This is a genomic window from Burkholderia sp. RF2-non_BP3 (assembly GCF_001522185.1).
Lineage (GTDB): Bacteria > Pseudomonadota > Gammaproteobacteria > Burkholderiales > Burkholderiaceae > Burkholderia > Burkholderia diffusa.
Genome location: NZ_LOSU01000049.1, coordinates 1 through 22,942, shown reverse-complemented (window position 1 = coordinate 22,942; position 22,942 = coordinate 1). Strand labels below are relative to the sequence as shown.

Genomic DNA, 22,942 nt, shown 5'->3' with positions numbered 1-22,942 from the left:
AGCGTCATGGCGGCGGTGCCGGCGCGCCGGGAGGAAGCGCCGGGCCGCGCCGCGCGAGTGGGCCGCATCGCACGGCGCGGCAGGGCGACGGTGCGGCCGGCCGGGCAGGTGCCCCGCGGCCGCACGCGACGTTCAGGCCTGCTTCTTCGACAGCGCGAGGCGCAGCAGATCGGCGACCGTGTTGACGTTGAGCTTTTCCATGATGTTCGCGCGGTGCGCTTCGACCGTCTTGATGCTGATCCCGAGATCGTCGGCGATCTGCTTGTTCAGGCGGCCGGCGATGATCCGCTCGAGCACCTGCTGCTCGCGCGCGGTCAGCTTCGACAGGCGCTCGCTCGCGGCGCGCTGTTCCTGGACGCTCTTGCTTTCGCTTCGGGCCTTGTCGAGCATCCGCTCGACGAGCTTGCGCAGCTCGGCCTCGTCGAACGGTTTCTCGATAAAGTCCATCGCACCCTTTTTCATCGTCGACACCGCCATCGGCACGTCGCCGTGGCCCGTGACGAAGATGATCGGCAGCGCGGCGTTGTCCGCGATCAGGCGTTCCTGCAGTTCGAGGCCGCTCATGCCCGACATCCGCACGTCGAGGATCAGGCAGGCGATCTGGCCGGCCTGCTGCGCCGGCTGATAGGCATCGAGGAACTGCTCGGCGCTCGAGAAGCATTGCACGCGATAGCCGTTCGCCTCCAGCAGCCAGCGCAGCGAGTCCCGTACGGCCTCGTCGTCGTCGACGACGAAGACAGTTTCCTGAGTGGTGGTGACAGGGCTATTCATAGTTCTCCCGTAACGGTATGTGATGCCGATGCCTCGCGCCCCCCTTGGCCGAGATCAGCGGGTTCCCCAATGGGCAGGCTGCAGTGGAATGTCGCGCCGGAAATGCGGCCGTCCGGTTCGACATTGTTGACCACCCACAGACGCCCCCGATGCGATTCGATGATCGAACGGCAGATGTTCAGCCCCATGCCCATGCCGTCGGACTTGGTGCTGTAAAACGGTTCGAACAGGCGTTCGGCGGTCGCTTCGTCCACGCCCGGACCCTGGTCGATCACGCGGATGTCGACGAAACCTGCGTCGATGTCGGCGACGACGCGGATCACGCCGTCCGCCGACGCCGGCTTCACGTCGGCCATCGCCTCGGCCGCGTTCTTCATCAGGTTAACGAGCACCTGCTCGATCAGCACGGGGTCGACATAAATAATAGGCATTCTTGCGAGGATTTCCGTGACGATCCGGATCCTGCGCTTCCTGGCCTCGATTTCGGCGAGCCCGACCGCGTCGGCGACGATGTCCGCGACCCGCGCCGGCTGGCGCTTCGGCTCGCTGCGCTTCACGAATTCGCGAATCCGCTTGACGATCATCCCCGCGCGCAGCGCCTGCTGCGCGGTCTTTTCCAGCGCGGGCTGCAGCGTTTCGGGCGTGCCGCGGCCGCTCTTCACGAGCGCGAGCGTGCCCGAGCAGTAGTTGTTGATCGCGGCGAGCGGCTGGTTCAATTCGTGAGCAATCGACGACGCCATTTCGCCCATCGTCATCAATCGGCTCGTGAACTGCAGCTTCTCTTCCTGCTGGTGCGCGAGTTCCTGCGCCTTCTTGCGGGTCGTGATGTCGGTCGCGATCTGCATCTGCGCGAGGTGGCCGTCCACCCACTGGATGTACTGGCGGCGCACCTCGAACCACTTCTGGATGCTCTCGACGTACACCTCCTGCGCGTCGGCCGTGCTGCTCGTCAGCGCGGCGGCCGGCAGGCCCGCGAACGCGTCGACCATGTCGATCGAGTCGGACGACGCCTGCGCGCGGTCGAAGCCGCCGCCGGACAGCTCCAGATGGCCGTCCGGGCGGATCCCGAACAGATGGCGGTAGTAGCGGTTCGCGAACAGCAGCTCGGCTTCGTCGGCGGCGAGCACAGACACGGCGGCGTCGAGGCTTTCGAGCACCGTCGTGAAGCGCTCGTGCGCGGCCGCGAGTTCCTCGCGCGCGCGCTTCGGCTCGGTGATGTCGGTCATCGACGACATCCAGCCGGTCTGGCGGCCCGAGCTGTCGATCAGCGGCGACACGTAGAGGCGCGCATGGAACAGCGTGCCGTTCTTGCGCCGCACGCGCAGCTCGAAGCCCGAGCTCGGCGCCTTGCCGCGCAGCGTCATGTCGAGCTGGCGCTGCATTTCCGGGTAGGCGTCGCGCGGCCAGTACGGGAACGGCGCGACCTTGCCGACGAGGTCGGTCTCGTCCCAGCCCGTCATCCGGCAGAACGCGGGGTTCACGTGCGTGATGCGGCCGTGCATGTCGAGTACGCGCATGCCGATCAGCACCGAGTTTTCCATCGCGCGGCGGAAGAATGCTTCCGCGTACAGCGCCTGCTGCGCCTCGAAGCGCTGGCGCGTGTGCTTCCACAGGCTCCAGAGGCTCCACAGCACGAAGCACGACAGGCCGGCGACCAGCCATACGAGCGTGTTGTTGGTCAGGTTCGTGAGCTGCGGGAATGCGTACACGCGCACGGTCAGCCCCTGGCCGGGCGGATCGAGCGGCAGATCGTAGTGGGAGTCGCGCGGCAGGCGCGGGCGCGTCGACGTGGACGACAGCTCGCGGTTGTTCGAGTCGGTGATCGAGATCTTGTACTTCGACGACAGTTCCTGCGGGATGTCGTGCTTCAGGATTCCTTCGACCGAGAACACCGCGGCGATCGAGCCGAGATATTCGCGGTCGCCGCGCATCACGGGCGTCTGCAGCGTGATGAAGCCGTTGCCGAAGTCGTCGTAGATCAGCGGCGAATAGGCCTGGCGGCGCGTGCTGCGCGCCTCGTCGTACGCGCCGCGCACGGCGTCCTGCATCTGCGCGTCGCCGGGCTTCGCGAGCCGCTGGCCGAGCAGCGGCGGGTGCACGGTCGGCCAGCGCTGCACGCCGGGCGCGGTGTACCAGTTCAGATAGAGGATTTCCGGATGCGTCTGCATCACGTCCGCGACCGCCATCTGGAATGCGTTCTGGTCGAGGCGGCCGGACGCGAGATCGCGCGACAGCGCCTGCAGCTGCTCCTGCGCACCCGTCATCGACAGGCGGATCTGCTGCTGCGCCCACGCGACGTTACGGAACAGGGTGTCTTCCTGCTGCTGCTGTTCGCGGCGATTGAGGCTCCATAGAATCAGGCTCATCACCACGAGGAACACGAGGATCGACAGCAGCGGCGTCAGCAAATAGGAGTTGGACCACCACGGTCCGTGGTGCCAGCGGGACGGCTGCGACTCCGCCGGCGGGCCCGACGGTCGCGCCGAGCGTGCGAAAAGCCGATCGGTCAACATGGCAGGATTGTAGCGCAGCGCAATACATGGAAAACCCATACCGGATATGTTGAACGGAAACGGATTTGTGCTCGCGGCGCGTGCCGGAGAGGCCCGATACGGGGGTGCAGCGCAGCAATATTCCGCATTGCGAGAAAAGATCTCACAATTCGAAAATTTTGTTGCGCGTGGCCGTACACGATCATTACAATCCGTCGGAGCTTGCCCGCAGCCGGCCGCGTCGCGTCGTCTGCACGAGAGCGATCCTCACATTCCAGGACCCAGGAGACGAGAATGTCCGCTGTACCGAACGAAGTGATGAAATATGTCGCCGCCGATCGTGACGACGACCCGCAAGAAACCGTTGAATGGCTCGAGTCGCTCGACGGCGTGATCTCCTCCGTGGGCACCGGCCGCGCGCATTACCTGATCGAAAAGCAGATCGAATTCGCCCGCATGCACGGCGAACACCTGCCGTTCTCCGCCAACACCCCGTACATCAACACGATCCCGGTCGAAGCCCAGGCGAAGATTCCGGGCGACCAGGACGTCGAGCACCGCATTCGTTCGTACACGCGCTGGAATGCGCTGGCGATGGTGCTGCGCGCAGGCAAGGACACGAACGTCGGCGGCCACATCGCGTCGTTCGCATCGGCCGCGACGCTCTATGACGTCGGCTACAACCACTTCTGGCACGCGGCGTCGGACCAGCACGGCGGCGATCTCGTGTTCGTGCAGGGCCACTCGTCGCCGGGCGTGTACTCGCGCGCGTTCCTGCTCGGCCGCCTGTCGGAAGAGCAGCTCGACAGCTTCCGCCAGGAAGTCGACGGCAAGGGCATCTCGTCGTACCCGCACCCGTGGCTGATGCCGGACTTCTGGCAGTTCCCGACCGTGTCGATGGGTCTCGGCCCGATCATGGCGATCTACCAGGCACGCTTCATGAAGTACCTGGAATCGCGCGGCATCGCGAAGACCGCCGGCCGCAAGGTCTGGGCGTTCCTCGGCGACGGCGAGACGGACGAGCCGGAATCGCTCGGCGCGATCGGCATGGCGAGCCGCGAGAAGCTCGACAACCTCGTGTTCGTGATCAACTGCAACCTGCAGCGTCTCGACGGCCCGGTGCGCGGCAACGGCAAGATCATCCAGGAACTGGAATCGGAATTCCGCGGCGCCGGCTGGAACGTGATCAAGGTCATCTGGGGCAGCCGCTGGGATGCGCTGTTCGCACGCGACAAGACGGGCGCGCTGATGCGCCGCATGATGGAAGTCGTCGACGGCGAATACCAGACGTACAAGTCGGAGTCGGGCGCGTTCGTACGCGAGCACTTCTTCAACACGCCTGAACTGAAGGCGCTCGTCGCCGACTGGTCGGACGACGACATCTGGGCGCTGAACCGCGGCGGCCACGATCCGCACAAGATCTACGCGGCATTCCACGAAGCGACCAACACGAAGGGCGCGCCGACCGTCATCCTCGCGAAGACCATCAAGGGCTACGGGATGGGCGAGTCGGGCCAGGCGATGAACATCACGCACCAGCAGAAGAAGCTGCCGGTCGAGCAACTGAAGAAGTTCCGTGACCAGTTCCGCCTGCCGATCACCGACGAGCAGATCGCCGACGTGCCGTACCTGAAGTTCGAGGAAGGTTCGAAGGAACTCGAATACATGCGCCAGAAGCGCATGGACCTCGGCGGCTACCTGCCGCATCGCCGCGAGAAGGCGACGTCGCTGCCGGTGCCGGCGCTCGACGCATTCGAGCCGCTGCTGAAGGGCACGGGCGAAGGCCGCGAGATCTCGACGACGATGGCGTTCGTGCGGATCCTGAACATCCTGCTGAAGGACAAGGCGCTGGGCAAGCGCGTCGTGCCGATCGTCCCGGACGAATCGCGTACGTTCGGCATGGAAGGCCTGTTCCGCCAGATCGGTATCTGGAACCAGGAAGGCCAGAAGTACGTGCCGGAAGATTCCGACCAGCTGATGTTCTACAAGGAATCGGAAACCGGCCAGATCCTGCAGGAAGGCATCAACGAAGCGGGCGGCATGTGCGACTGGATCGCGGCGGCGACGTCGTATTCGACGCACGGCGAGATCATGGTGCCGTTCTACATCTTCTATTCGATGTTCGGCTTCCAGCGGATCGGCGACCTGGCATGGGCGGCGGGCGACATGCGCTCGCGCGGCTTCCTGCTCGGCGGCACCGCGGGCCGCACGACGCTGAACGGCGAAGGCCTGCAGCACGAAGACGGTCACTCGCTCCTGTGGGCGGCATCGGTGCCGAACTGCGTGAGCTACGACCCGACGTTCGGCTACGAACTCGCGGTGATCATCCAGGACGGTCTGCGCCGCATGGTGCAGGACCAGGAAGACGTGTACTACTACATCACGGTGATGAACGAGAACTACGAGCACCCGGCGATTCCGCAGGGCGAGCACGTGGCGGCCGACATCATCAAGGGCATGTACGCGTTCAAGAAGGCGGACGCCGACCAGAAGGCGCCGCGCGTGCAGCTGCTCGGCGCGGGCACGATCTTCAACGAAGTGATCGCCGCCGCCGACCTGCTGAAGAACGACTGGGGCGTCGCGGCCGACCTGTGGAGCGTGCCGAGCTTCACCGAACTCGCGCGTGAAGGTCACGAAATCGAGCGCTGGAATCTGCTCCATCCGACCGAAGAGCGTCGCCTGTCGCACGTGCAGAAGTGCCTGAAGGACACGCAAGGCCCGGTCATCGCATCGACCGACTACGTGCGCGCGCTGGTCGACCAGATCCGCGGCCAGATCGATCGCCGCTTCGTCGTGCTGGGCACGGACGGCTTCGGTCGTTCGGACACCCGCGAGAAGCTGCGTCACTTCTTCGAAGTCGACCGTCACTGGGTCACCGTCGCGGCGCTGAACGCGCTGGCCGACGAAGGCACGATCGAGCGCAAGGTGGTCGCGGACGCGATTGCCAAGTACAACCTCGATCCGTCGAAGCCCAACCCGATGACCGTTTAACGCACACGCGCCGTGTGATGCCGCGCGCCGCTTCCGGGAGGGGCGCGCGCGGCCATGGAGACACAAAAAGATGAGTCAAGCGATCGAAGTGAAGGTGCCGGATATCGGCGATTACAAGGACGTGCCCGTCATCGAGGTGCTCGTGAAGGTGGGCGACACGGTCGAGCCCGAGCAGTCGCTCGTCACGCTCGAGTCGGACAAGGCGACGATGGACGTCCCGAGCCCGGCAGCCGGCACGGTCAAGGAAGTGAAGATCAAGGTGGGTGATTCCGTATCGGAAGGCTCGCTGATCATCCTGCTCGAAGGCGGCGCCGCGGCGCAGGTGAACGGCGCGGCCGCGCCGGCAGCAGCGCCGGCTCCGGCGGCAGCTCCGGCACCGGCCGCAGCCGCGCCGGCTGCCGCTCCCGCTGCGTCGGGCGGCACGCTCGAGGTGAAGGTGCCCGACATCGGCGATTACAAGGACGTCCCGGTGATCGAGATCGGCGTGAAGGTCGGTGACACGGTCGAGAAGGAGCAGTCGCTCGTCACGCTCGAATCGGACAAGGCGACGATGGACGTGCCGAGCCCGGCCGCCGGCGTCGTGAAGGAAATCAAGGTCAAGGTGGGCGATTCGGTGTCGGAAGGCACGCTGATCGTGCTGCTCGACGCCGCCGGCGCCGCGCCGGCCGCCGCGCCGCAAGCGAGCGCACCGGCACCGGCCGCAGCAGCGCCGGCACCCGCCGCCGCACCGGCCCCCGCGAAGGCCGCACCGGCTCCGGCTGCTGCCGCGCCGGCCGCCGCACCGTCGGGCGAGTATCGCGCGAGCCACGCATCGCCGTCCGTGCGCAAGTTCGCGCGCGAACTCGGCGTCGAAGTCGCACGCGTGCAGGGTAGCGGTCCGAAGGGCCGTATCACGAAGGACGACATCACGGGCTTCGTGAAGGGCGTGATGACGGGCCAGCGCGCAGCGCCGGGCGTGGCAGCCGCGCCGGCAGGCGGCGGCGAGCTGAACCTGCTGCCGTGGCCGAAGGTCGACTTCGCGAAGTTCGGCCCGTTCGAGGCGAAGCCGCTGTCGCGCATCAAGAAGATCTCGGGCGCGAACCTGCATCGCAACTGGGTGATGATCCCGCACGTCACGAACAACGACGAAGCGGACATCACCGAGCTCGAAGCGCTGCGCGTGCAGCTGAACAAGGAGCACGAGAAGGCCGGCGTGAAGTTCACGATGCTCGCATTCGTGATCAAGGCGGTCGTCGCGGCGCTGAAGAAGTTCCCGACCTTCAACGCGAGCCTCGACGGCGACAACCTGGTGTTCAAGCAGTACTACCACATCGGTTTCGCCGCGGACACGCCGAACGGTCTCGTCGTGCCGGTGATCCGCGACGCGGACAAGAAGGGCCTCGTCGACATCGCGAAGGAAATGGCCGAGCTGTCGAAGGCCGCGCGCGACGGCAAGCTGAAGCCGGACCAGATGCAGGGCGGCTGCTTCTCGATCTCGTCGCTCGGCGGCATCGGCGGCACCAACTTCACGCCGATCATCAACGCGCCGGAAGTCGCGATCCTCGGGTTGTCGCGCGGTCAGATGAAGCCTGTGTGGGACGGCAAGCAGTTCGTGCCGCGTCTGACGCTGCCGCTGTCGCTGTCGTATGACCATCGTGTCATCGATGGCGCGGAAGCCGCGCGGTTCAATGCGTATCTCGGTGCGTTGCTTGCCGATTTCCGTCGCATCATTCTTTGATGAGCGGGGAGCGTGCTCGCGGGGCGTGGGTTTTCTTTCGGTGATCCACGCGCTGTCGTTGAACTGGCTTTCTTGACGGTCTGCTAGCGTCGCCCCTGCGCGGGGCGGCGGTCACTTTTCTTTGTCTTCCAAAGAAAAGTAACCAAAAGAAAGGCGCGTCCTTGGGCGGACGGCAAAGGTGGTCCTGCCCAAGTGTGCGTTCTCTTGTCAGGCCGTAGTTCTTCCGCGAGCGGCTCCCTCTCTGTCTGCAGCTAATCAAGAAGGGGACAGTAATGAGTCTCATCGAAGTCAAGGTTCCGGATATCGGCGATTTCAGCGGCGTCGATGTCATCGAAGTCAACGTCAAACCCGGCGACGTGATCGAAAAAGAGCAAACGCTCATCACGCTCGAATCGGACAAGGCCTCCATGGAAGTGCCCAGCGACGTCGCCGGCACGGTCAAGGAAGTCAAGGTCAAGGCCGGCGAGAAAGTCTCGCAAGGCACGGTCATCGCCATCGTCGAAGCTTCGGCAGGCGCCGCCGCTCCGGCGAAAGCAGCCGAACCCGCGAAGGCCGCAGCACCGGCTCCGGCCGCTGCGCCCGCCGCCGCTGCGGCACCCGCGCCGCAAGCCGGCAGCTACAGCGGCTCCGCCGACATCGAGTGCGACATGCTCGTGCTCGGCGCCGGCCCCGGCGGCTATTCGGCCGCGTTCCGCGCAGCCGACCTCGGCATGAAGACGGTGCTGGTCGAACGCTACTCGACGCTCGGCGGCGTCTGCCTGAACGTCGGTTGCATTCCGTCGAAGGCACTGCTGCACACGGCGCTCGTCGTCGAGGAAGCCGAAGCGCTCGCGGCGCACGGCATCTCGTTCGGCAAGCCGCAGGTCGATCTCGACAAGCTGCGCGACTTCAAGGGCGGCGTGGTCAAGAAGCTGACGACGGGCCTCGCCGGCATGGCGAAGGCGCGCAAGGTCGAAGTGGTCACCGGCGTCGGCGCATTCGTCGATCCGTATCACATGGAAGTGCAGGGCGAAAACGGCAAGAAGGTCGTCAAGTTCAAGCAGGCGATCATCGCCGCCGGGTCGCAGGCAGTGAAGCTGCCGTTCATGCCGGAAGACCCGCGCGTCGTCGATTCGACGGGCGCGCTCGAACTGCGTCAGCTGCCCAAGCGCATGCTCGTGATCGGCGGTGGCATCATCGGCCTCGAAATGGCGACGGTGTACTCGACGCTCGGCACCGAGATCGACGTCGTCGAAATGATGGACGGCCTGATGATGGGCGCGGACCGCGATCTCGTGAAGGTCTGGGAAAAGTACAACGCGAAGCGCTTCGGCAACGTGATGCTGAAGACCAAGACGGTCGGCGCGGAAGCGAAGGAAGACGGCATCTACGTGAAGTTCGAGGGCGAGAAGGCGCCGGCGGAAGCGCAGCGCTACGACCTCGTGCTCGTCGCGGTGGGCCGCAGCCCGAACGGCAAGAAGATCGGTGCCGACAAGGCCGGGGTCGCGGTCACCGACCGCGGCTTCATCGACGTCGACAAGCAGATGCGCACGAACGTCCCGCACATCTTCGCGATCGGCGACATCGTCGGTCAGCCGATGCTCGCGCACAAGGCCGTGCATGAAGGCCACGTCGCAGCGGAAGCCGCGCACGGCGAGAAGGCGTACTTCGACGCGCTGCAGATCCCGTCGGTGGCGTACACGGATCCGGAAGTGGCCTGGGCCGGCAAGACGGAAGACCAGTGCAAGGCCGAAGGCATCAAGTACGGCAAGGCCGTGTTCCCGTGGGCCGCATCGGGCCGCGCGATCGCGAACGGCCGCGACGAAGGCTTCACGAAGCTGATCTTCGACGAGGAAACCCATCGCGTGATCGGCGGCGGTATCGTCGGCCTGAACGCCGGCGACCTGATCAGCGAAGTGTGCCTCGCCGTCGAGATGGGCGCGGACGCGGAAGACATCGGCAAGACGATCCATCCGCACCCGACGCTCGGCGAATCGGTCGGCATGGCCGCCGAGCTGTACGAAGGCGTCTGCACGGACCTGCCGCCGCAACGCAAGAAGTAACGCGACCGGCATGGCCGGCCTCGTGCCGGCCACGAAAAAACGCCGCCGCCCGGGATATCCGGACGGCGGCGTTTTCTTTTGCCTGCAGCCGACGGCAGTGCGCCAACGCGCCGGCGACGACCGGATGCCCGGATGTTCCGACGCCGGAAACGAAAAAAAGCCGCGCAGTGCGCGGCTTTTTCAGGAGCAGGGGACGCTTACGCGGCCGGCTTGCTCGAACGGCGCGATGCAGCAGCGCTCGCAGCCTTCGTCGCGACAGCGGCAGCCGCGTTGAAGTTCGTTTCGGCGATCTCGACGGCTTGCTTGGCAGCCTTCTGGACCGTTTCGTACGTCGTGTTCGCTGCGTTCAGCGCCGACTTCAGGGCGGCGACAGCCGTTTCCGAACCGGCCGGGGCGTTCTTCGCGACGTTGTCGACGAGCGCCTGGACCTTCTTGTTCTGCTCTTCGAATTGCGCTTCGGCAACCTTCGCGAACTCGGCTTGGGTCGACGACGCGATTTCATACAGGTGACGGCTGTACGACAGCACCTTTTCCGCGACCGGCTGCGACAGGCTCGCTTGCAGCGCGATCAGTTCCTGCGCGTCCTTCACCGACAGCAGGCGCTGCGCGTTTTCCTGGCTTTCCGCCAGCGACGACTTCACGACCTGCAGGTTGAGTTCGATCAGCTTTTCGACGCCTTCGAACGCCTTGGTCGTCAGACCGAACAGGCTTTCGAGGTTGGCTTTCTGTGCGGCGGCGATTTGCTCGGGGGTCAGCAAGGACATGTCAAGCTCCTGAAAAGCGATCGCGTCGATCGCAGGGTAAGGGGCACTACGCTGGGGAACCACGGATGCGCGTGCTTTGTGCAACGCAGCAATGAGTCGTATTTTAGGGCAGAGAAAACGCTTGTCAAGTACTTTTTGTGCGTTGCACAATCGCGACAAATTATCGATAAAACAACGAGTTATCACGCCCGTCCGGAATCGGTTTCAGGCGTGATCCCACATGGTGCGCACCGGGCCGGGGAAGGCGCGGCGCACCATGATCATGCACAGGTAAACCTGACAGGCATGTGGAACGTTATGCTTCTGTTCCTGTCGAAAAGCGCGCCGTTTCACTGCGCGTGCCGTGGCGATGTGCCGCCGCCGCGGTCGACGCCGGTGCCACAGGCACACCGAGCGCCGGGTACGTACTTTCCCCGCTTTAATTCGTCGCCAAAGTGACGTTATCTCAATTAACCGTGTGGTAATCGGGAGACGGGTGCTGTCGGGCAGCGCATCTCATCAATTTTTTCGATGGGAGCGGGAAGGTTGATCGACTCGTCGTTGGTCAACTCTTACATTCCGGTTTAACGACGATCGGTAAGTGCCTAATATTGCTCTTTTTTTCAGCTTTAACTACACTTGCGGAAACTCCCGCCCGCTTTGTCCAGACCCCAATGAAAGCCGAATCGTTTTCACCGCGCAGATTGTTGCAGAGCATGACGCTCGGCACGGCTGTGTCGGTCGCCGTCGCCTTGCTGGCGACCGCTGCGTCCGTCGCACCCGCTGACGCCTTTGCCGCCACTGCGAAGACCCACCAGGCCGCCAAGAAAGCCGCTTCCACTTCTTCGGCGAAGAAGAAGACGGTGAAGGCCGCCTCCGCGAAATCCGCCAACGTCGCGTCGGCCGATGCGCCGAAGGCAACGCGCAAGCGCGCGACGCTCGCGTCGAACGTGCACGGCCACCGCGGTGCGGTGCGCAAGGTCGCGTTCCAGCCGCGTCGCCCGACGGTCGGTCAGGCATTCGGCCTGCACGACACGCCGGACGCGCTCGCGCTGCGCTCGAGCGTCGCGTACGTCGTCGACCAGAACACCGGCGAGCCGCTGTTCGACAAGAATTCGCACGCCGTCGTGCCGATCGCGTCGATCTCGAAGCTGATGACGGCGATGGTCGTGCTCGACGCGAAATCGCCGATGACCGACCAGCTCGAAGTCACCGACGAAGACCGCGACTACGAGAAGGGCACGGGCTCGCGCCTGTCGGTCGGCTCGGTCCTGTCGCGCGAGGACATGCTCCACATCGCGCTGATGGCGTCGGAAAACCGTGCCGCTGCCGCGTTGTCGCGCTACTACCCGGGTGGCCGTCCGGCATTCATCGCCGCGATGAACGCGAAGGCGAAGTCGCTCGGCATGAACGACACGCACTTCGAGAATTCGACGGGTCTGTCGAGCTCGAACGTGTCGAGCGCGCGCGACCTCGTGAAGATGGTCAACGCGGCGTACCAGTACCCGATGATTCGCCAGTTCTCGACCGACCGCACGTACGACGTCAATACGGGCAAGCGCAATCTGGTCTACAACAGCACGAACGCGCTGATCCGCGGCAACGGCTCGTGGGACATCGGCCTGCAGAAGACGGGCTTCATCAACGAGGCAGGCGAATGTCTCGTGATGCAGGCGACGATCCATGGCCGGCCGATGGTGATGGTGCTGCTGGATTCGTTCGGCAAGTACTCGCGTTTCGCCGACGCGGCGCGCCTGCGCAACTGGCTCGACGCCGGCGGCGGCGAGCGCCTGACGGCGGCCAACACGGCGAGCGGCGGCACCTGATCGCGCCACGGCGGTTCGCCGCCGTACCGTCGCCGCAAAGAAAAAGCCCCGCTATCGCGGGGCTTTTTTTCGTCCGGCCGCCGTGCGGCGGGCGGTGCGGGTCATGCGTGCCGTTGCAGCCCTTCGGCGTCCTTCGCAGGCTCCGGCCGATAGCCGAGCGATTCCGAAATGGTGAGGGCGGTGCGGCTCAACTGGCCGAGCCACGCGTCCTGCAGGCGATCGGCCGGTGCCGACAGCGAGAGGCCCGCGACGAGCTTACCCGAGTCGTCGTAGATGCCGGCCGCGATACAGCGCACGCCCAGCTCCAGTTCCTCGTTGTCACGCGCGCACGATTGCTGGCGCACGAGCGTCAGTTCGCGCTCGAGCTTCGCGATGTCGGTAATGCTGTTCTGCGTATGGCCGGACAGCCCGGTGCGCGTCGCGTAGGCGCGCACGCGCGACGTTTCGTCGACCGCGAGAAACAGCTTGCCGACCGACGTCAGGTGCAGCGGCGCGCGGCCGCCGATCGCGCGGACGACCTGCATCCCCGAGCGCTCCGAATACGCGCGCTCGATATAGACGATTTCGTCGCCCTGGCGTACCGACAGGTTCACGGTCTGGCCGGTCAGGCGGTGCAGTTCGCGCATCGGCATCAGCGCGGCGTCGCGTACCGACAGGCGCGCCTTCACGAGGTTGCCGAGTTCGAGCAGCCGCATGCCGAGCCGGTAGGTGCCGGGGTCGGAGCGGTCGACGAGGCGGCAGGTCACCATGTCGTTGAGGATGCGGTGCGCGGTCGACGGATGCAGCTCGGTGCGCTGCGCAAGCTCCTTCAGGCTGACGGGGTCGCTGTGCGCGGCGAGCGCGTCCAGCAGCCGCATCATGCGTTCGATCACCTGGATCGACGTTTTGGAATCCGGGGTGGGTTGGCTCATGTCGGGGGAGAATCGGTTGACGCATCAAGCGGTGGTTGCGTCGATTGTATCTCGTATCGTGAAAAAAGCGAACGCTGTTCGAGGAAGTCCTCGTTTCCGGCCGTGCGTGCTTGCGCGCGCGCCGGCGTTGGTCTTGCCGGCCAAACGGCGGATAATGAGAGCCGTTTTCTCGAAGGAGCGCATATGCGAGTCGGTTTGTTCGTGACCTGCCTAGTCGACCTGATGCGTCCGGAAATCGGTTTTTCCGCGCTGAAACTGATTCGCGAAGCCGGCTACGAGGTGTTCGTGCCGCCCGCGCAAACCTGCTGCGGCCAGCCGGCCTACAACTCGGGCGACCGCGCGCTCGCACGCGATCTCGCCGAAAAGACGCTGCGCGAGTTCGAGCAGTTCGACTACGTCGTCGCGCCGTCGGGCTCGTGCGGCGGCATGATCCGCACGCACTACGGCGACCTGTTCCGCGACGACCCCGAACTGATGGGGCGCTATGCGCGATTTCAGCAGAAAGTCTATGAACTGACCGATTTCCTCGCGAACGTCGCGAAGGTGACGCTTGCGCCCGGCGAATTCACGGGGCCCGTCACCTATCACGACTCGTGCTCGGGCCTGCGCGAGCTCGGCGTGAAGGCGCAGCCGCGCGCGTTGCTCGCGCAGCGCGGCGTGGCCGTCACCGAGATGAAGGACTGCGAGCACTGCTGCGGCTTCGGCGGCACGTTCGCGGTCAAGTACGGAGACATTTCGGCGGCCATCGCGGACGAGAAATGCGCGAACGTGCGCGCATCCGGCGCGGGCGCCGTCGTGCTCGGCGATCTCGGCTGCATGCTGAACATCGAAGGGCGGTTGCGCCGCACGGGCGACCGCGACACGCGCGTGCTGCACGTCGCGCAGGTGCTGGCGGGCGACGTCTGACGCCCGGTTCCGCTCACTTTTCCCCGATACCGCGATGCAAGTCCAATCGATGCATTTCAAGGCCCGTGCCGGCCAGAAGCTGGCCGACCAGCGCCTGCAGCAGAACCTGAAGAAGCTGTCGACGAAATTCGTGTCCGCACGCGCCGACGCGATGACCGCGATCGACTTCGAGGCGACGCGCGCCGCGCTGAAGGCGCGCCGCAACCGTGCGCTGGAGAATCTCGACGTGTGGCTCGAGGCGTTCGAACGCGAGGCGACGCGGCGCGGCACGACGGTGCTGTTCGCGGAAACGACCGCCGACGCCGCGCGGCTCGTCGCCGACATCGCGCGACGCCACGACGTGAAGAAGGTCATCAAGACGAAGTCGATGGTGTCCGAGGAAATGCGCCTGAACGCGGTGCTCGCCGAGATGGGCGTGCAGTCGATCGAGACCGACCTCGGCGAATACATCCTGCAGATCAACGACAACGAGCCGCCGAGCCACATCATCGCGCCCGTCGTGCACAAGGACAAGGACGAGATTGCGGACCTGTTCGCGCGCACGCACCACCGCGAGCGGCTGACCGAGATTCCCGACATGACGCGCGAGGCGCGTGAGGTGCTGCGTCCGCATTTCCTGTCGGCCGACATGGGGGTGACGGGCGGCAACTTCGTGATCGCCGAGACGGGGTCGGTCGCGGTCGTCACGAACGAAGGCAACGAAGGGATGTGCACGGTGATGCCGCGCGTGCATGTCGCGGTGACGGGCATCGAGAAGGTGCTGCCGACGCTCGAGGATCTCGCGACCGCGATGCGTCTGCTGCCGCGCTCGGCGACCGGGCAGAAGACCTCGAACTATTTTTCGCTGCTCACCGGGCCGCGCGGCCCCGGCGACGAGGACGGTCCGGAGCACAACTACGTGGTACTCGTCGACGGCGGCCGCACGGGACTGATCGGCGGCCAGTTCCAGGAGATGCTGCGCTGCATCCGCTGCGGCGCATGCATGAACCACTGCCCGGTATATCAGAAGGTCGGCGGGCACGCGTACGGATGGGTCTATCCGGGCCCGATGGGCTCGGTGCTGACGCCGAGCTACGTGGGGCTCGACCGAGCGCTCGACCTGCCGCAGGCCGCGACGCTGTGCGGCGAATGCGACAGCGTGTGCCCGGCCGGGATCCCGTTGTCGCACTTGCTGCGCACGTTGCGCGAGAAACAGGTCGAGCGGCATCTGCGGCCGTGGCGCGAGCGCGCCGCGCTCGCCGCGTGGGGCTTTGTCGCGCGCCGGCCGATGCTGTATGCGCTCACGACCAAGCTCGCGGTGCGCATCCTCGAGCGGCTGGGCGGCAATGGCGGCACGCTGCGGCGCCTGCCGATGATGGGCGGCTGGATGGACACGCGCGACATGCCGACGCCGACCGGACGCACGTTCCGCGAGCTGTACGCGGCATCGCAAAGCCACCTCGGCTGACGACTGTTCATCGAGCGACAACAGTGCGTTCGCTATTCATGTATTTATCTCGATAGGTGCGGCCTATAGAATCCTGCCTGTAGTCCCCGGAATCGGGTTTCGGGGCATGAGGTCAAGGAGCCGCATCATGAGAAAGACAATATCGATGTACTGGCCGCTGGCAATCGTCGTTCCGCTCGCCGCGGTCGCTTATCTGCACGCGATGGCCGACGCGCCGTCGCGTGGCCCGCTCGCCGTTCATCAGGCATCGGCCGAGCTCGCGCGCGCGGTGTCGTTCGGGCTGGTCGGCGACGCGGCGAAGCCGTTGCCGACCGTATCCGGCGACGTCGTGCTCGCCGTACCCAAGGCGCTGTAAGGCACGCCGCCGTCGCTTTGCGCGGCGGCGCGATTCCGGGCGCCTTTGTATAATGGCGCGTTCTTCTTCCGCGCGGTTCGCCGCGGCTTTTCGATAGTGCGATGACCCGCGTTGCGATCTGTTTCGTCTGTCTCGGCAACATCTGCCGTTCGCCCACGGCCGAAGGCGTGATGCGCCACCAGGTCGATGCGGCCGGGCTGGCCGACCGGATCGCGATCGACTCGGCCGGGACCGGCGACTGGCACGTCGGCGAGCCGCCCGACACGCGTGCGCAGGCGGCGGCCCGCACCCGCGGCTACGACCTGTCGGCGCTGCGGGCGCGGCAGGTGAGCGCGGTGGATTTCGAGCGGTTCGATCTGCTGCTGGCGATGGATGAAGCCAATTTCGCGGAATTGCGGCGGCGCTGCCCGCCCGAGCATCGCGACAAGGTGCGCCTCCTGATGGAATTCGCGCCGGGCGCGACCGAGACCGAAGTGGCGGATCCTTATTTCGGCGGCGCGCAGGGCTTCGAACAGGTGCTCGACCAGGTCGAGCGCGCGTGCGCGGGCCTGCTGGACACCCTCCGGAGCGGCACCGCACGCTGATCGCGGCGGGGCGTATTCAGCGATTTGCGAATACCCTGTCGAAGACATGGATACTTGACTAAAAACGTCAAATATTTATACTTGACCAAAATCGTCAAGATTGCAGTCCCCTAGACACCATGAGACTCACCACCAAAGGCCGTTTCGCCGTCACGGCGATGATTGACTTGGCACTGCGCCAGGAGCAGGGCCCGGTGACGCTTGCAGGCATCAGCCAGCGCCAGCGGATTTCGCTCTCGTATCTCGAACAGCTGTTCGGCAAGCTGCGCAGGCATGAAATCGTCGAATCCGTGCGCGGCCCGGGCGGCGGCTACAACCTCGCGCGCCGCGCGCAGGACGTCACCGTCGCCGACATCATCATCGCGGTCGATGAACCGCTCGACGCCACGCAGTGCGGCGGCAAAGGCACGTGCGACGGCTCGAAGCAGCCCGACGGCCATTGCATGACGCACGAGCTGTGGTCGACCCTGAACCAGAAAATGGTCGAATACCTCGATTCGGTATCGCTGCAGGATCTCGTCGATCAGCAGCGCGCACGCGAAGGCGCACCCGCGGTGCTGCGCGACCGGCGCACGCCGGAGCCCGTCGCGGCGCCGGCCGAACCGGTGCGCACGATGCCGCTCGGTCCCAATTCGGTGTTCAACATCGCGAGTTCGTGAGCGCGAACGCGCCGCACACCCCATAACGCACATAGTCCCTGCACAGAATTCCCGGAGCGACAGATGACCCAAGAGACTCTCCACCTGCCCATCTATATGGATTACAGCGCGACGACGCCGGTCGACCCGCGCGTGGTCGACAAGATGGTGCCGTATCTGCGCGAGCAGTTCGGCAACCCGGCGTCGCGCAGCCACGCATACGGCTGGGACGCGGAACGCGCGGTCGAGGAAGCGCGCGAGCAGGTGGCCGCGCTCGTGAACGCGGATCCGCGCGAGATCATCTGGACGTCCGGCGCGACGGAATCGGACAACCTCGCCATCAAGGGTGCCGCGAATTTCTACAAGGGCAAGGGCAAGCACATCGTCACGGTGAAGACCGAACACAAGGCCGTGCTCGACACCTGCCGCGAGCTCGAGCGCGACGGCTTCGAAGTCACCTATCTCGACGTGAAGGAAGACGGCCTGATCGACCTCGACGTGTTCAAGGCCGCGCTGCGCCCGGACACGATCCTCGTGTCGGTCATGCACGTGAACAACGAGATCGGCGTGATCCAGGACATCGAGACGATCGGCGAGATCTGCCGCGAGAAGGGCATCGTGTTCCACGTCGACGCCGCACAGTCGACCGGCAAGGTCGAGATCGACCTCGCGAAGCTGAAGGTCGACCTGATGTCGTTCTCGGCGCACAAGACCTACGGCCCGAAGGGCATCGGCGCGCTGTACGTGCGCCGCAAGCCGCGCGTGCGCATCGAAGCGCAGATGCACGGCGGCGGCCACGAGCGCGGCATGCGTTCGGGCACGCTGGCGACGCACCAGATCGTCGGCATGGGCGAAGCGTTCCGCATCGCGCGTGAAGAAATGGCGACCGAAAACGAGCGCATCCGCATGCTGCGCGACAAGCTGCTGCGCGGCCTGTCGCAGATCGAGGAAACGTACGTGAACGGCGACATGGAGCACCGTGTCCCGCACAACCTGAACATCAGCTTCAACTTCGTCGAAGGCGAGTCGCTGATCATGGCGATCAAGGACGTCGCGGTGTCGTCGGGCTCGGCGTGCACGTCGGCGTCGCTGGAGCCGTCGTACGTGCTGCGTGCACTCGGCCGCAACGACGAACTCGCGCACAGCTCGATCCGCTTCACGGTCGGCCGCTTCACGACGGAGCAGGACGTCGACTTCGTGATCGCACTGCTGAACAGCAAGATCGCGAAGCTGCGCGAACTGTCGCCGCTCTGGGAAATGCACCAGGAAGGCATCGATCTGTCGACGATCGAATGGGCCGCACACTGAACACCGCATTGAATACATTCGCGGGCGGATTTGCGCACGCAGACGTAACGAGTCAAGGAGTCTGAGTCATGTCATACAGCAACAAGGTTCTGGATCACTACGAAAACCCGCGTAACGTCGGTTCGTTCGCGAAAGACGACGACGCGGTCGGCACGGGCATGGTCGGCGCGCCGGCCTGCGGCGACGTGATGAAGCTGCAGATCCGCGTCGGCGCGGACGGCGTGATCGAAGACGCGAAGTTCAAGACTTACGGCTGCGGTTCGGCGATCGCGTCGAGCTCGCTCGTGACCGAATGGGTGAAGGGCAAGACCCTCGACGAGGCGCTGTCGATCAAGAACACGCAGATCGCCGAAGAGCTGGCCCTGCCGCCGGTGAAGATTCACTGCTCGATTCTCGCGGAAGACGCGATCAAGGCAGCCGTGGCCGACTACAAGAAGCGCCACGACACGAAGGAAGGCGATCAGGCAGCGGCCTGAGCGGCATCGAGCGGCTTGTGAAGGAACGCGGCGGGCCCGGGTGGCGCGCCGCGGCAAGGACATCATGGCAATTACACTGACCGAAAAAGCAGCACAGCACGTCCAGAAATACCTCGTCCGTCGCGGCAAGGGTGTGGGCCTGCGGCTTGGCGTTCGCACGACCGGGTGCTCGGGGCTCGCGTACAAGCTCGAGTATGTCGACGAGCTGGCCCCCGAGGATCAGGTGTTCGAGAGCCATGGCGTGAAGGTCGTCGTCGACCCGAAGAGCCTCGCGTACATCGACGGCACCGAGCTCGACTTCGCACGCGAAGGCCTGAACGAAGGGTTCAAGTTCAACAACCCGAACGTGAAGGACGAGTGCGGTTGCGGCGAATCGTTCCGCGTGTGACGCGGGTATCCGCGCGATGCGGGCAAGAGGCGGCACGAGCCGCCTTTTTAATGTGCGGCGTTTGCCGCGCGACGAACCGGAATTGAACGCGACGATGGTTTCGCTGAAAGACAGCCACTTCGATCTGTTTCACCTGCCGGCGCAATTCGCGCTCGACGAGGCTGCGCTCGACAGCGCATATCGCACGGTGCAGACGCAGGTCCATCCGGACCGCTTCGCGGCGGCCGGCGACGCGCAAAAGCGCATCGCGATGCAATGGGCGACCCGTGCGAACGAAGCCTACCGCACGCTGCGCGATCCGCTGAAGCGCGCGACCTATCTGCTGTCGCTGCGCGGCGTCGATATCGGTGCCGAAAACAATACCGCGATGGAGCCCGCGTTCCTGATGCAGCAGATGGAGTGGCGCGAAGGCATCGAGGATGCCGCGGCCGCCCGCAACGTCGACGCGCTCGATGCGCTGCTCGCCGAACTGCGCGACGAAAAACGCGTGCGCCTCGAGCGCCTCGGTACGCTGCTCGACAGCGCCGCCGACCAGGCCGCCGCCGAAGCCGTGCGTCAGCTGATGTTCATCGAACGGGTCGCGTCGGAAGTGGGCGCGCAGATCGAGCGCCTCGAAACTTAACCGCGTGCCTCGCGGCACGCGCAGCAAACGGGCCGAGCGCCCGAACGAACCAAGATGGCTTTACTGCAAATTTCCGAACCGGGCATGGCGCCGGCGCCGCACCAGCGGCGACTCGCTGTCGGGATCGATCTCGGCACGACGAACTCGCTCGTCGCGGCCGTGCGCAACAGCGTGCCCGAAGTGCTGCCGGACGAGGCAGGCCGCGCGCTGCTGCCGTCGGTGGTCCGTTATCTGGAGCAGGGCGGCCGCCGCATCGGCCACGAAGCGAAGGAACAGGCCGCGACCGATCCGCGCAACACGATCGTGTCGGTCAAGCGCTTCATGGGCCGTGGCAAGGCGGAAGTCGAAGGCGCGGCGAACGCGCCTTACGAATTCGTCGATGCACCGGGCATGGTGCAGATCCGCACGATCGACGGCGTGAAGAGCCCGGTCGAAGTATCGGCCGAGATTCTCGCGACGCTGCGCTACCGCGCGGAAGACACGCTCGGCGACGAACTGGTCGGCGCGGTGATCACGGTGCCCGCGTACTTCGACGACGCGCAGCGCCAGGCGACGAAGGACGCCGCGCGTCTTGCGGGCCTCAACGTGCTGCGTCTCCTGAACGAACCGACCGCGGCCGCGATCGCCTACGGTCTCGACAACGCGGCCGAAGGCCTCTATGCGGTGTACGACCTCGGCGGCGGCACGTTCGACCTGTCGATCCTGAAGCTGACCAAGGGCGTGTTCGAAGTGCTGGCCGCGGGCGGCGATTCCGCGCTCGGCGGCGACGATTTCGACCACGCGCTGTTCGGCCACGTGCTCGCGCAGGCCGGCATCGATGCGAAGGCGCTCGCGCCCGAGGACGTGCGCCTGCTGCTCGATCGCGTGCGCGTGCTGAAGGAAGCGCTGTCGTCCGCGCCGCAGGCGTCGCTCGACGTGACGCTGTCGAGCGGTGCCCGGATCGAGCAGACGATCTCGCACGACACGTTCGCCGCGCTCGTCGAGCCGCTCGTGCAGCGTACGCTGACGCCGACCCGCAAGGCATTGCGCGATGCGCAGGTGAGCCCGGCCGACATCAAGGGCGTCGTGCTCGTCGGCGGCGCGACGCGCATGCCGGTGATCCGCGAGGCGGTCGCGAAGCATTTCGGCCAGCCGCCGCTCGTCAATCTCGATCCGGACCAGGTCGTTGCGCTCGGCGCGGCAATCCAGGCCGACCTGCTCGCCGGCAATCGCGGCAGCGGCGACGACTGGCTGCTGCTCGACGTGATACCGCTGTCGCTCGGCGTCGAGACGATGGGCGGCCTCGTCGAGAAGATCATTCCGCGCAATTCGACGATTCCGATCGCGCGTGCACAGGAATTCACGACCTTCAAGGACGGCCAGACCGCGATGGCGATCCACGTCGTGCAGGGCGAGCGCGAGCTCGTCGCCGACTGCCGGTCGCTCGCGCGCTTCGAGCTGCGCGGCATCCCGCCGATGACGGCCGGTGCGGCGCGCATCCGCGTGACCTACCAGGTCGATGCCGACGGGTTGCTGTCAGTGTTCGCGCGCGAGCAGCATTCGGGCGTCGAGGCGTCGGTCGTCGTGAAGCCGTCGTACGGCCTTGCCGACGACGACATCGCGAAGATGCTCGAGGACAGCTTCAAGACCGCCGAGATCGACATGCGGGCGCGCGCGCTGCGCGAAGCGCAAGTCGAGGCCGAGCGGATGATCGAGGCGACGCAGGCGGCGCTGGCGGCCGACGGCGAATTGCTCGACGACACCGAACGCACGCAGGTCGACGCGCTCGTCGCCGCGCTGCGCACGATCGCGCAGGGCGACGACACGGACGCGATCGAAACCGCGACCAAGACGCTGGCCGACGGCACCGACGAATTCGCGGCGCGCCGGATGGACAAGAGCATCAAGCGCGCACTGTCGGGCCGACGGCTCGACGAGATCTGAACGAACTGCGCGCGGGCCGGCGACGGCCCGCGCGATATTGAACCGTGCGGCGCCAGTCGCCGCACCCTGACTGACGGAACGGACATGCCTCAACTGGTGGTGCTGCCTCACGTCGAACTGTGCCCGGACGGCGCAGTGATCGACGCGACGCCCGGCAAGAGTATTTGCGACAACCTGCTCGACAACGGGATCGAGATCGAGCATGCGTGCGAGAAGTCGTGCGCATGCACGACCTGCCACGTGGTGATCCGCGAGGGCTTCAACGATCTCGACCCGTCCGACGAGGACGAAGACGACCTGCTCGACAAGGCGTGGGGCCTCGAGCCGACGTCGCGCCTGTCGTGCCAGGCAATCGTGAAGGAAGATTCTGACCTGGTGGTCGAGATCCCGAAGTACTCGATCAACCACGCGAAGGAAAATCACTGACGGATCGGCGGGGCGGACTCGCCGCGTACACGGGAGAGCAGGGCATGAAATGGACCGATTCGCGCGAAATCGCCATCGCGCTGGCAGACAAGCATCCGGACGTCGATCCGCAGCGGATCAATTTCGTCGACCTGCGCCAATGGGTCATCGAACTGGACGGCTTCACCGACGACCCGGCGCACTCGGGCGAGAAGATCCTCGAAGCGATCCAGGCCCACTGGATCGATGAATCCGACTTCGACGACGAAGACTGAGATTCGCGTTGGCGCCTCGCGCCATGCGGCTCCGGCAACGCTCCCGTGTCAAGTCCTGGAATAGGTTGACAGTATCCAGACGCTAGAACGCCCGATGCACCGCATCGGGCGTTTTGTATTCC

Annotated in this window: 20 protein-coding genes; 16 read left to right on the top strand and 4 right to left on the bottom strand. The window is 65.5% G+C overall.

Features of this window, described 5'->3' with window-relative positions; genetic code table 11:
- Window positions 1–132: 132 nt before the first annotated feature.
- Both fixJ and fixL read right to left on the bottom strand, forming a co-directional pair.
- Entirely contained in the window at window positions 133–771 is a 639-nt protein-coding gene (gene fixJ, locus WS45_RS23920) for an oxygen response regulator transcription factor FixJ (RefSeq protein ID WP_006493245.1), read from the bottom strand.
- Window positions 768–3,284, bottom strand: coding sequence for an oxygen sensor histidine kinase FixL (fixL, locus tag WS45_RS23915; protein WP_059464201.1), 2,517 nt, complete (start codon window positions 3,282–3,284; stop codon window positions 768–770). Before fixL ends, fixJ begins: the two co-directional genes overlap by 4 nt.
- 273 nt (window positions 3,285–3,557) lie before the next feature.
- Here fixL and aceE point away from each other — a divergent pair, with 273 nt between their 5' ends.
- The 3 genes from aceE to lpdA all read left to right on the top strand — a co-directional run bounded on the left by aceE (window position 3,558) and on the right by lpdA (window position 10,013).
- Window positions 3,558–6,254, top strand: coding sequence for a pyruvate dehydrogenase (acetyl-transferring), homodimeric type (gene aceE, locus WS45_RS23910; RefSeq protein ID WP_059535874.1), 2,697 nt, complete (start codon window positions 3,558–3,560; stop codon window positions 6,252–6,254).
- A gap of 70 nt (window positions 6,255–6,324) precedes the next feature.
- Window positions 6,325–7,971 (top strand): dihydrolipoyllysine-residue acetyltransferase, encoded by a 1,647-nt coding sequence (aceF, locus tag WS45_RS23905; RefSeq protein WP_059701993.1) that lies wholly within the window; start codon window positions 6,325–6,327, stop codon window positions 7,969–7,971.
- 272 nt (window positions 7,972–8,243) lie between these two features.
- Window positions 8,244–10,013, top strand: a complete 1,770-nt coding sequence (lpdA, locus tag WS45_RS23900; protein WP_059535870.1) for a dihydrolipoyl dehydrogenase — start codon at window positions 8,244–8,246, stop codon at window positions 10,011–10,013.
- A gap of 197 nt (window positions 10,014–10,210) precedes the next feature.
- Here lpdA and WS45_RS23895 read toward each other — a convergent pair whose 3' ends face one another.
- Complete coding sequence (locus WS45_RS23895; protein ID WP_059450463.1) at window positions 10,211–10,777, bottom strand: phasin family protein; 567 nt, start codon at window positions 10,775–10,777, stop codon at window positions 10,211–10,213.
- A 653-nt stretch (window positions 10,778–11,430) separates the two neighbouring features.
- Between WS45_RS23895 and pbpG the strand changes: the two genes are divergently transcribed.
- A complete protein-coding gene (pbpG, locus tag WS45_RS23890) occupies window positions 11,431–12,582 on the top strand; it encodes a D-alanyl-D-alanine endopeptidase (protein WP_059535869.1) in 1,152 nt (383 codons plus the stop codon).
- A 101-nt stretch (window positions 12,583–12,683) separates the two neighbouring features.
- On the opposite strand, the gene WS45_RS23885 is transcribed toward pbpG, so the two are convergent.
- Window positions 12,684–13,493 carry an IclR family transcriptional regulator gene (locus tag WS45_RS23885; protein ID WP_059535866.1) on the bottom strand — a complete coding sequence of 270 codons (810 nt, stop codon included), beginning with the start codon at window positions 13,491–13,493 and terminating at the stop codon, window positions 12,684–12,686.
- A gap of 183 nt (window positions 13,494–13,676) precedes the next feature.
- Here WS45_RS23885 and WS45_RS23880 point away from each other — a divergent pair, with 183 nt between their 5' ends.
- From WS45_RS23880 to iscX, 12 genes are all read left to right on the top strand, one after another.
- Window positions 13,677–14,399, top strand: a complete 723-nt coding sequence (locus WS45_RS23880) for a (Fe-S)-binding protein (RefSeq protein ID WP_059535864.1) — start codon at window positions 13,677–13,679, stop codon at window positions 14,397–14,399.
- A gap of 34 nt (window positions 14,400–14,433) precedes the next feature.
- Window positions 14,434–15,846 carry a lactate utilization protein B gene (locus WS45_RS23875; protein WP_059701991.1) on the top strand — a complete coding sequence of 471 codons (1,413 nt, stop codon included), beginning with the start codon at window positions 14,434–14,436 and terminating at the stop codon, window positions 15,844–15,846.
- 127 nt (window positions 15,847–15,973) lie between these two features.
- On the top strand, window positions 15,974–16,201 hold the full coding sequence (locus tag WS45_RS23870) for a hypothetical protein (RefSeq protein WP_059701989.1): 228 nt from the start codon (window positions 15,974–15,976) through the stop codon (window positions 16,199–16,201).
- Window positions 16,202–16,302: 101 nt separating this feature from the next.
- Window positions 16,303–16,785: a low molecular weight protein-tyrosine-phosphatase gene (locus tag WS45_RS23865; protein WP_059701987.1), complete on the top strand. Its 483-nt coding sequence runs from the start codon at window positions 16,303–16,305 to the stop codon at window positions 16,783–16,785.
- Between the two features lie 119 nt (window positions 16,786–16,904).
- Entirely contained in the window at window positions 16,905–17,444 is a 540-nt protein-coding gene (iscR, locus tag WS45_RS23860) for a Fe-S cluster assembly transcriptional regulator IscR (RefSeq protein ID WP_009691731.1), read from the top strand.
- A 63-nt stretch (window positions 17,445–17,507) separates the two neighbouring features.
- On the top strand, window positions 17,508–18,731 hold the full coding sequence (locus WS45_RS23855) for an IscS subfamily cysteine desulfurase (RefSeq protein ID WP_059535854.1): 1,224 nt from the start codon (window positions 17,508–17,510) through the stop codon (window positions 18,729–18,731).
- Window positions 18,732–18,799: 68 nt separating this feature from the next.
- Window positions 18,800–19,207: a Fe-S cluster assembly scaffold IscU gene (gene iscU / locus WS45_RS23850; RefSeq protein ID WP_009691729.1), complete on the top strand. Its 408-nt coding sequence runs from the start codon at window positions 18,800–18,802 to the stop codon at window positions 19,205–19,207.
- A gap of 64 nt (window positions 19,208–19,271) precedes the next feature.
- Window positions 19,272–19,595, top strand: a complete 324-nt coding sequence (gene iscA / locus WS45_RS23845; protein WP_011885413.1) for an iron-sulfur cluster assembly protein IscA — start codon at window positions 19,272–19,274, stop codon at window positions 19,593–19,595.
- Between the two features lie 94 nt (window positions 19,596–19,689).
- Window positions 19,690–20,217 (top strand): Fe-S protein assembly co-chaperone HscB, encoded by a 528-nt coding sequence (gene hscB / locus WS45_RS23840; RefSeq protein WP_034176899.1) that lies wholly within the window; start codon window positions 19,690–19,692, stop codon window positions 20,215–20,217.
- Between the two features lie 54 nt (window positions 20,218–20,271).
- Entirely contained in the window at window positions 20,272–22,140 is a 1,869-nt protein-coding gene (gene hscA, locus WS45_RS23835; RefSeq protein WP_059690948.1) for a Fe-S protein assembly chaperone HscA, read from the top strand.
- Between the two features lie 84 nt (window positions 22,141–22,224).
- The gene (gene fdx / locus WS45_RS23830) at window positions 22,225–22,566 is read left to right on the top strand and encodes an ISC system 2Fe-2S type ferredoxin (RefSeq protein ID WP_059464189.1); all 342 of its coding nucleotides are present in this window, start codon (window positions 22,225–22,227) and stop codon (window positions 22,564–22,566) included.
- A gap of 44 nt (window positions 22,567–22,610) precedes the next feature.
- Complete coding sequence (iscX, locus tag WS45_RS23825; protein WP_040144569.1) at window positions 22,611–22,820, top strand: Fe-S cluster assembly protein IscX; 210 nt, start codon at window positions 22,611–22,613, stop codon at window positions 22,818–22,820.
- Window positions 22,821–22,942: the final 122 nt, after the last annotated feature.

What these genes read in the sequence shown, in the direction of transcription:
- fixJ (WP_006493245.1), bottom strand. Translation starts at nt 771, where the DNA reads ATGAATAGCCCTGTCACCACCACTCAGGAAACTGTCTTCGTCGTCGAC.
- fixL (WP_059464201.1), bottom strand. Translation starts at nt 3,284, where the DNA reads ATGTTGACCGATCGGCTTTTCGCACGCTCGGCGCGACCGTCGGGCCCG.
- aceE (WP_059535874.1), top strand. Translation starts at nt 3,558, where the DNA reads ATGTCCGCTGTACCGAACGAAGTGATGAAATATGTCGCCGCCGATCGT.
- aceF (WP_059701993.1), top strand. Translation starts at nt 6,325, where the DNA reads ATGAGTCAAGCGATCGAAGTGAAGGTGCCGGATATCGGCGATTACAAG.
- lpdA (WP_059535870.1), top strand. Translation starts at nt 8,244, where the DNA reads ATGAGTCTCATCGAAGTCAAGGTTCCGGATATCGGCGATTTCAGCGGC.
- WS45_RS23895 (WP_059450463.1), bottom strand. Translation starts at nt 10,777, where the DNA reads ATGTCCTTGCTGACCCCCGAGCAAATCGCCGCCGCACAGAAAGCCAAC.
- pbpG (WP_059535869.1), top strand. Translation starts at nt 11,431, where the DNA reads ATGAAAGCCGAATCGTTTTCACCGCGCAGATTGTTGCAGAGCATGACG.
- WS45_RS23885 (WP_059535866.1), bottom strand. Translation starts at nt 13,493, where the DNA reads ATGAGCCAACCCACCCCGGATTCCAAAACGTCGATCCAGGTGATCGAA.
- WS45_RS23880 (WP_059535864.1), top strand. Translation starts at nt 13,677, where the DNA reads ATGCGAGTCGGTTTGTTCGTGACCTGCCTAGTCGACCTGATGCGTCCG.
- WS45_RS23875 (WP_059701991.1), top strand. Translation starts at nt 14,434, where the DNA reads ATGCAAGTCCAATCGATGCATTTCAAGGCCCGTGCCGGCCAGAAGCTG.
- WS45_RS23870 (WP_059701989.1), top strand. Translation starts at nt 15,974, where the DNA reads ATGAGAAAGACAATATCGATGTACTGGCCGCTGGCAATCGTCGTTCCG.
- WS45_RS23865 (WP_059701987.1), top strand. Translation starts at nt 16,303, where the DNA reads ATGACCCGCGTTGCGATCTGTTTCGTCTGTCTCGGCAACATCTGCCGT.
- iscR (WP_009691731.1), top strand. Translation starts at nt 16,905, where the DNA reads ATGAGACTCACCACCAAAGGCCGTTTCGCCGTCACGGCGATGATTGAC.
- WS45_RS23855 (WP_059535854.1), top strand. Translation starts at nt 17,508, where the DNA reads ATGACCCAAGAGACTCTCCACCTGCCCATCTATATGGATTACAGCGCG.
- iscU (WP_009691729.1), top strand. Translation starts at nt 18,800, where the DNA reads ATGTCATACAGCAACAAGGTTCTGGATCACTACGAAAACCCGCGTAAC.
- iscA (WP_011885413.1), top strand. Translation starts at nt 19,272, where the DNA reads ATGGCAATTACACTGACCGAAAAAGCAGCACAGCACGTCCAGAAATAC.
- hscB (WP_034176899.1), top strand. Translation starts at nt 19,690, where the DNA reads ATGGTTTCGCTGAAAGACAGCCACTTCGATCTGTTTCACCTGCCGGCG.
- hscA (WP_059690948.1), top strand. Translation starts at nt 20,272, where the DNA reads ATGGCTTTACTGCAAATTTCCGAACCGGGCATGGCGCCGGCGCCGCAC.
- fdx (WP_059464189.1), top strand. Translation starts at nt 22,225, where the DNA reads ATGCCTCAACTGGTGGTGCTGCCTCACGTCGAACTGTGCCCGGACGGC.
- iscX (WP_040144569.1), top strand. Translation starts at nt 22,611, where the DNA reads ATGAAATGGACCGATTCGCGCGAAATCGCCATCGCGCTGGCAGACAAG.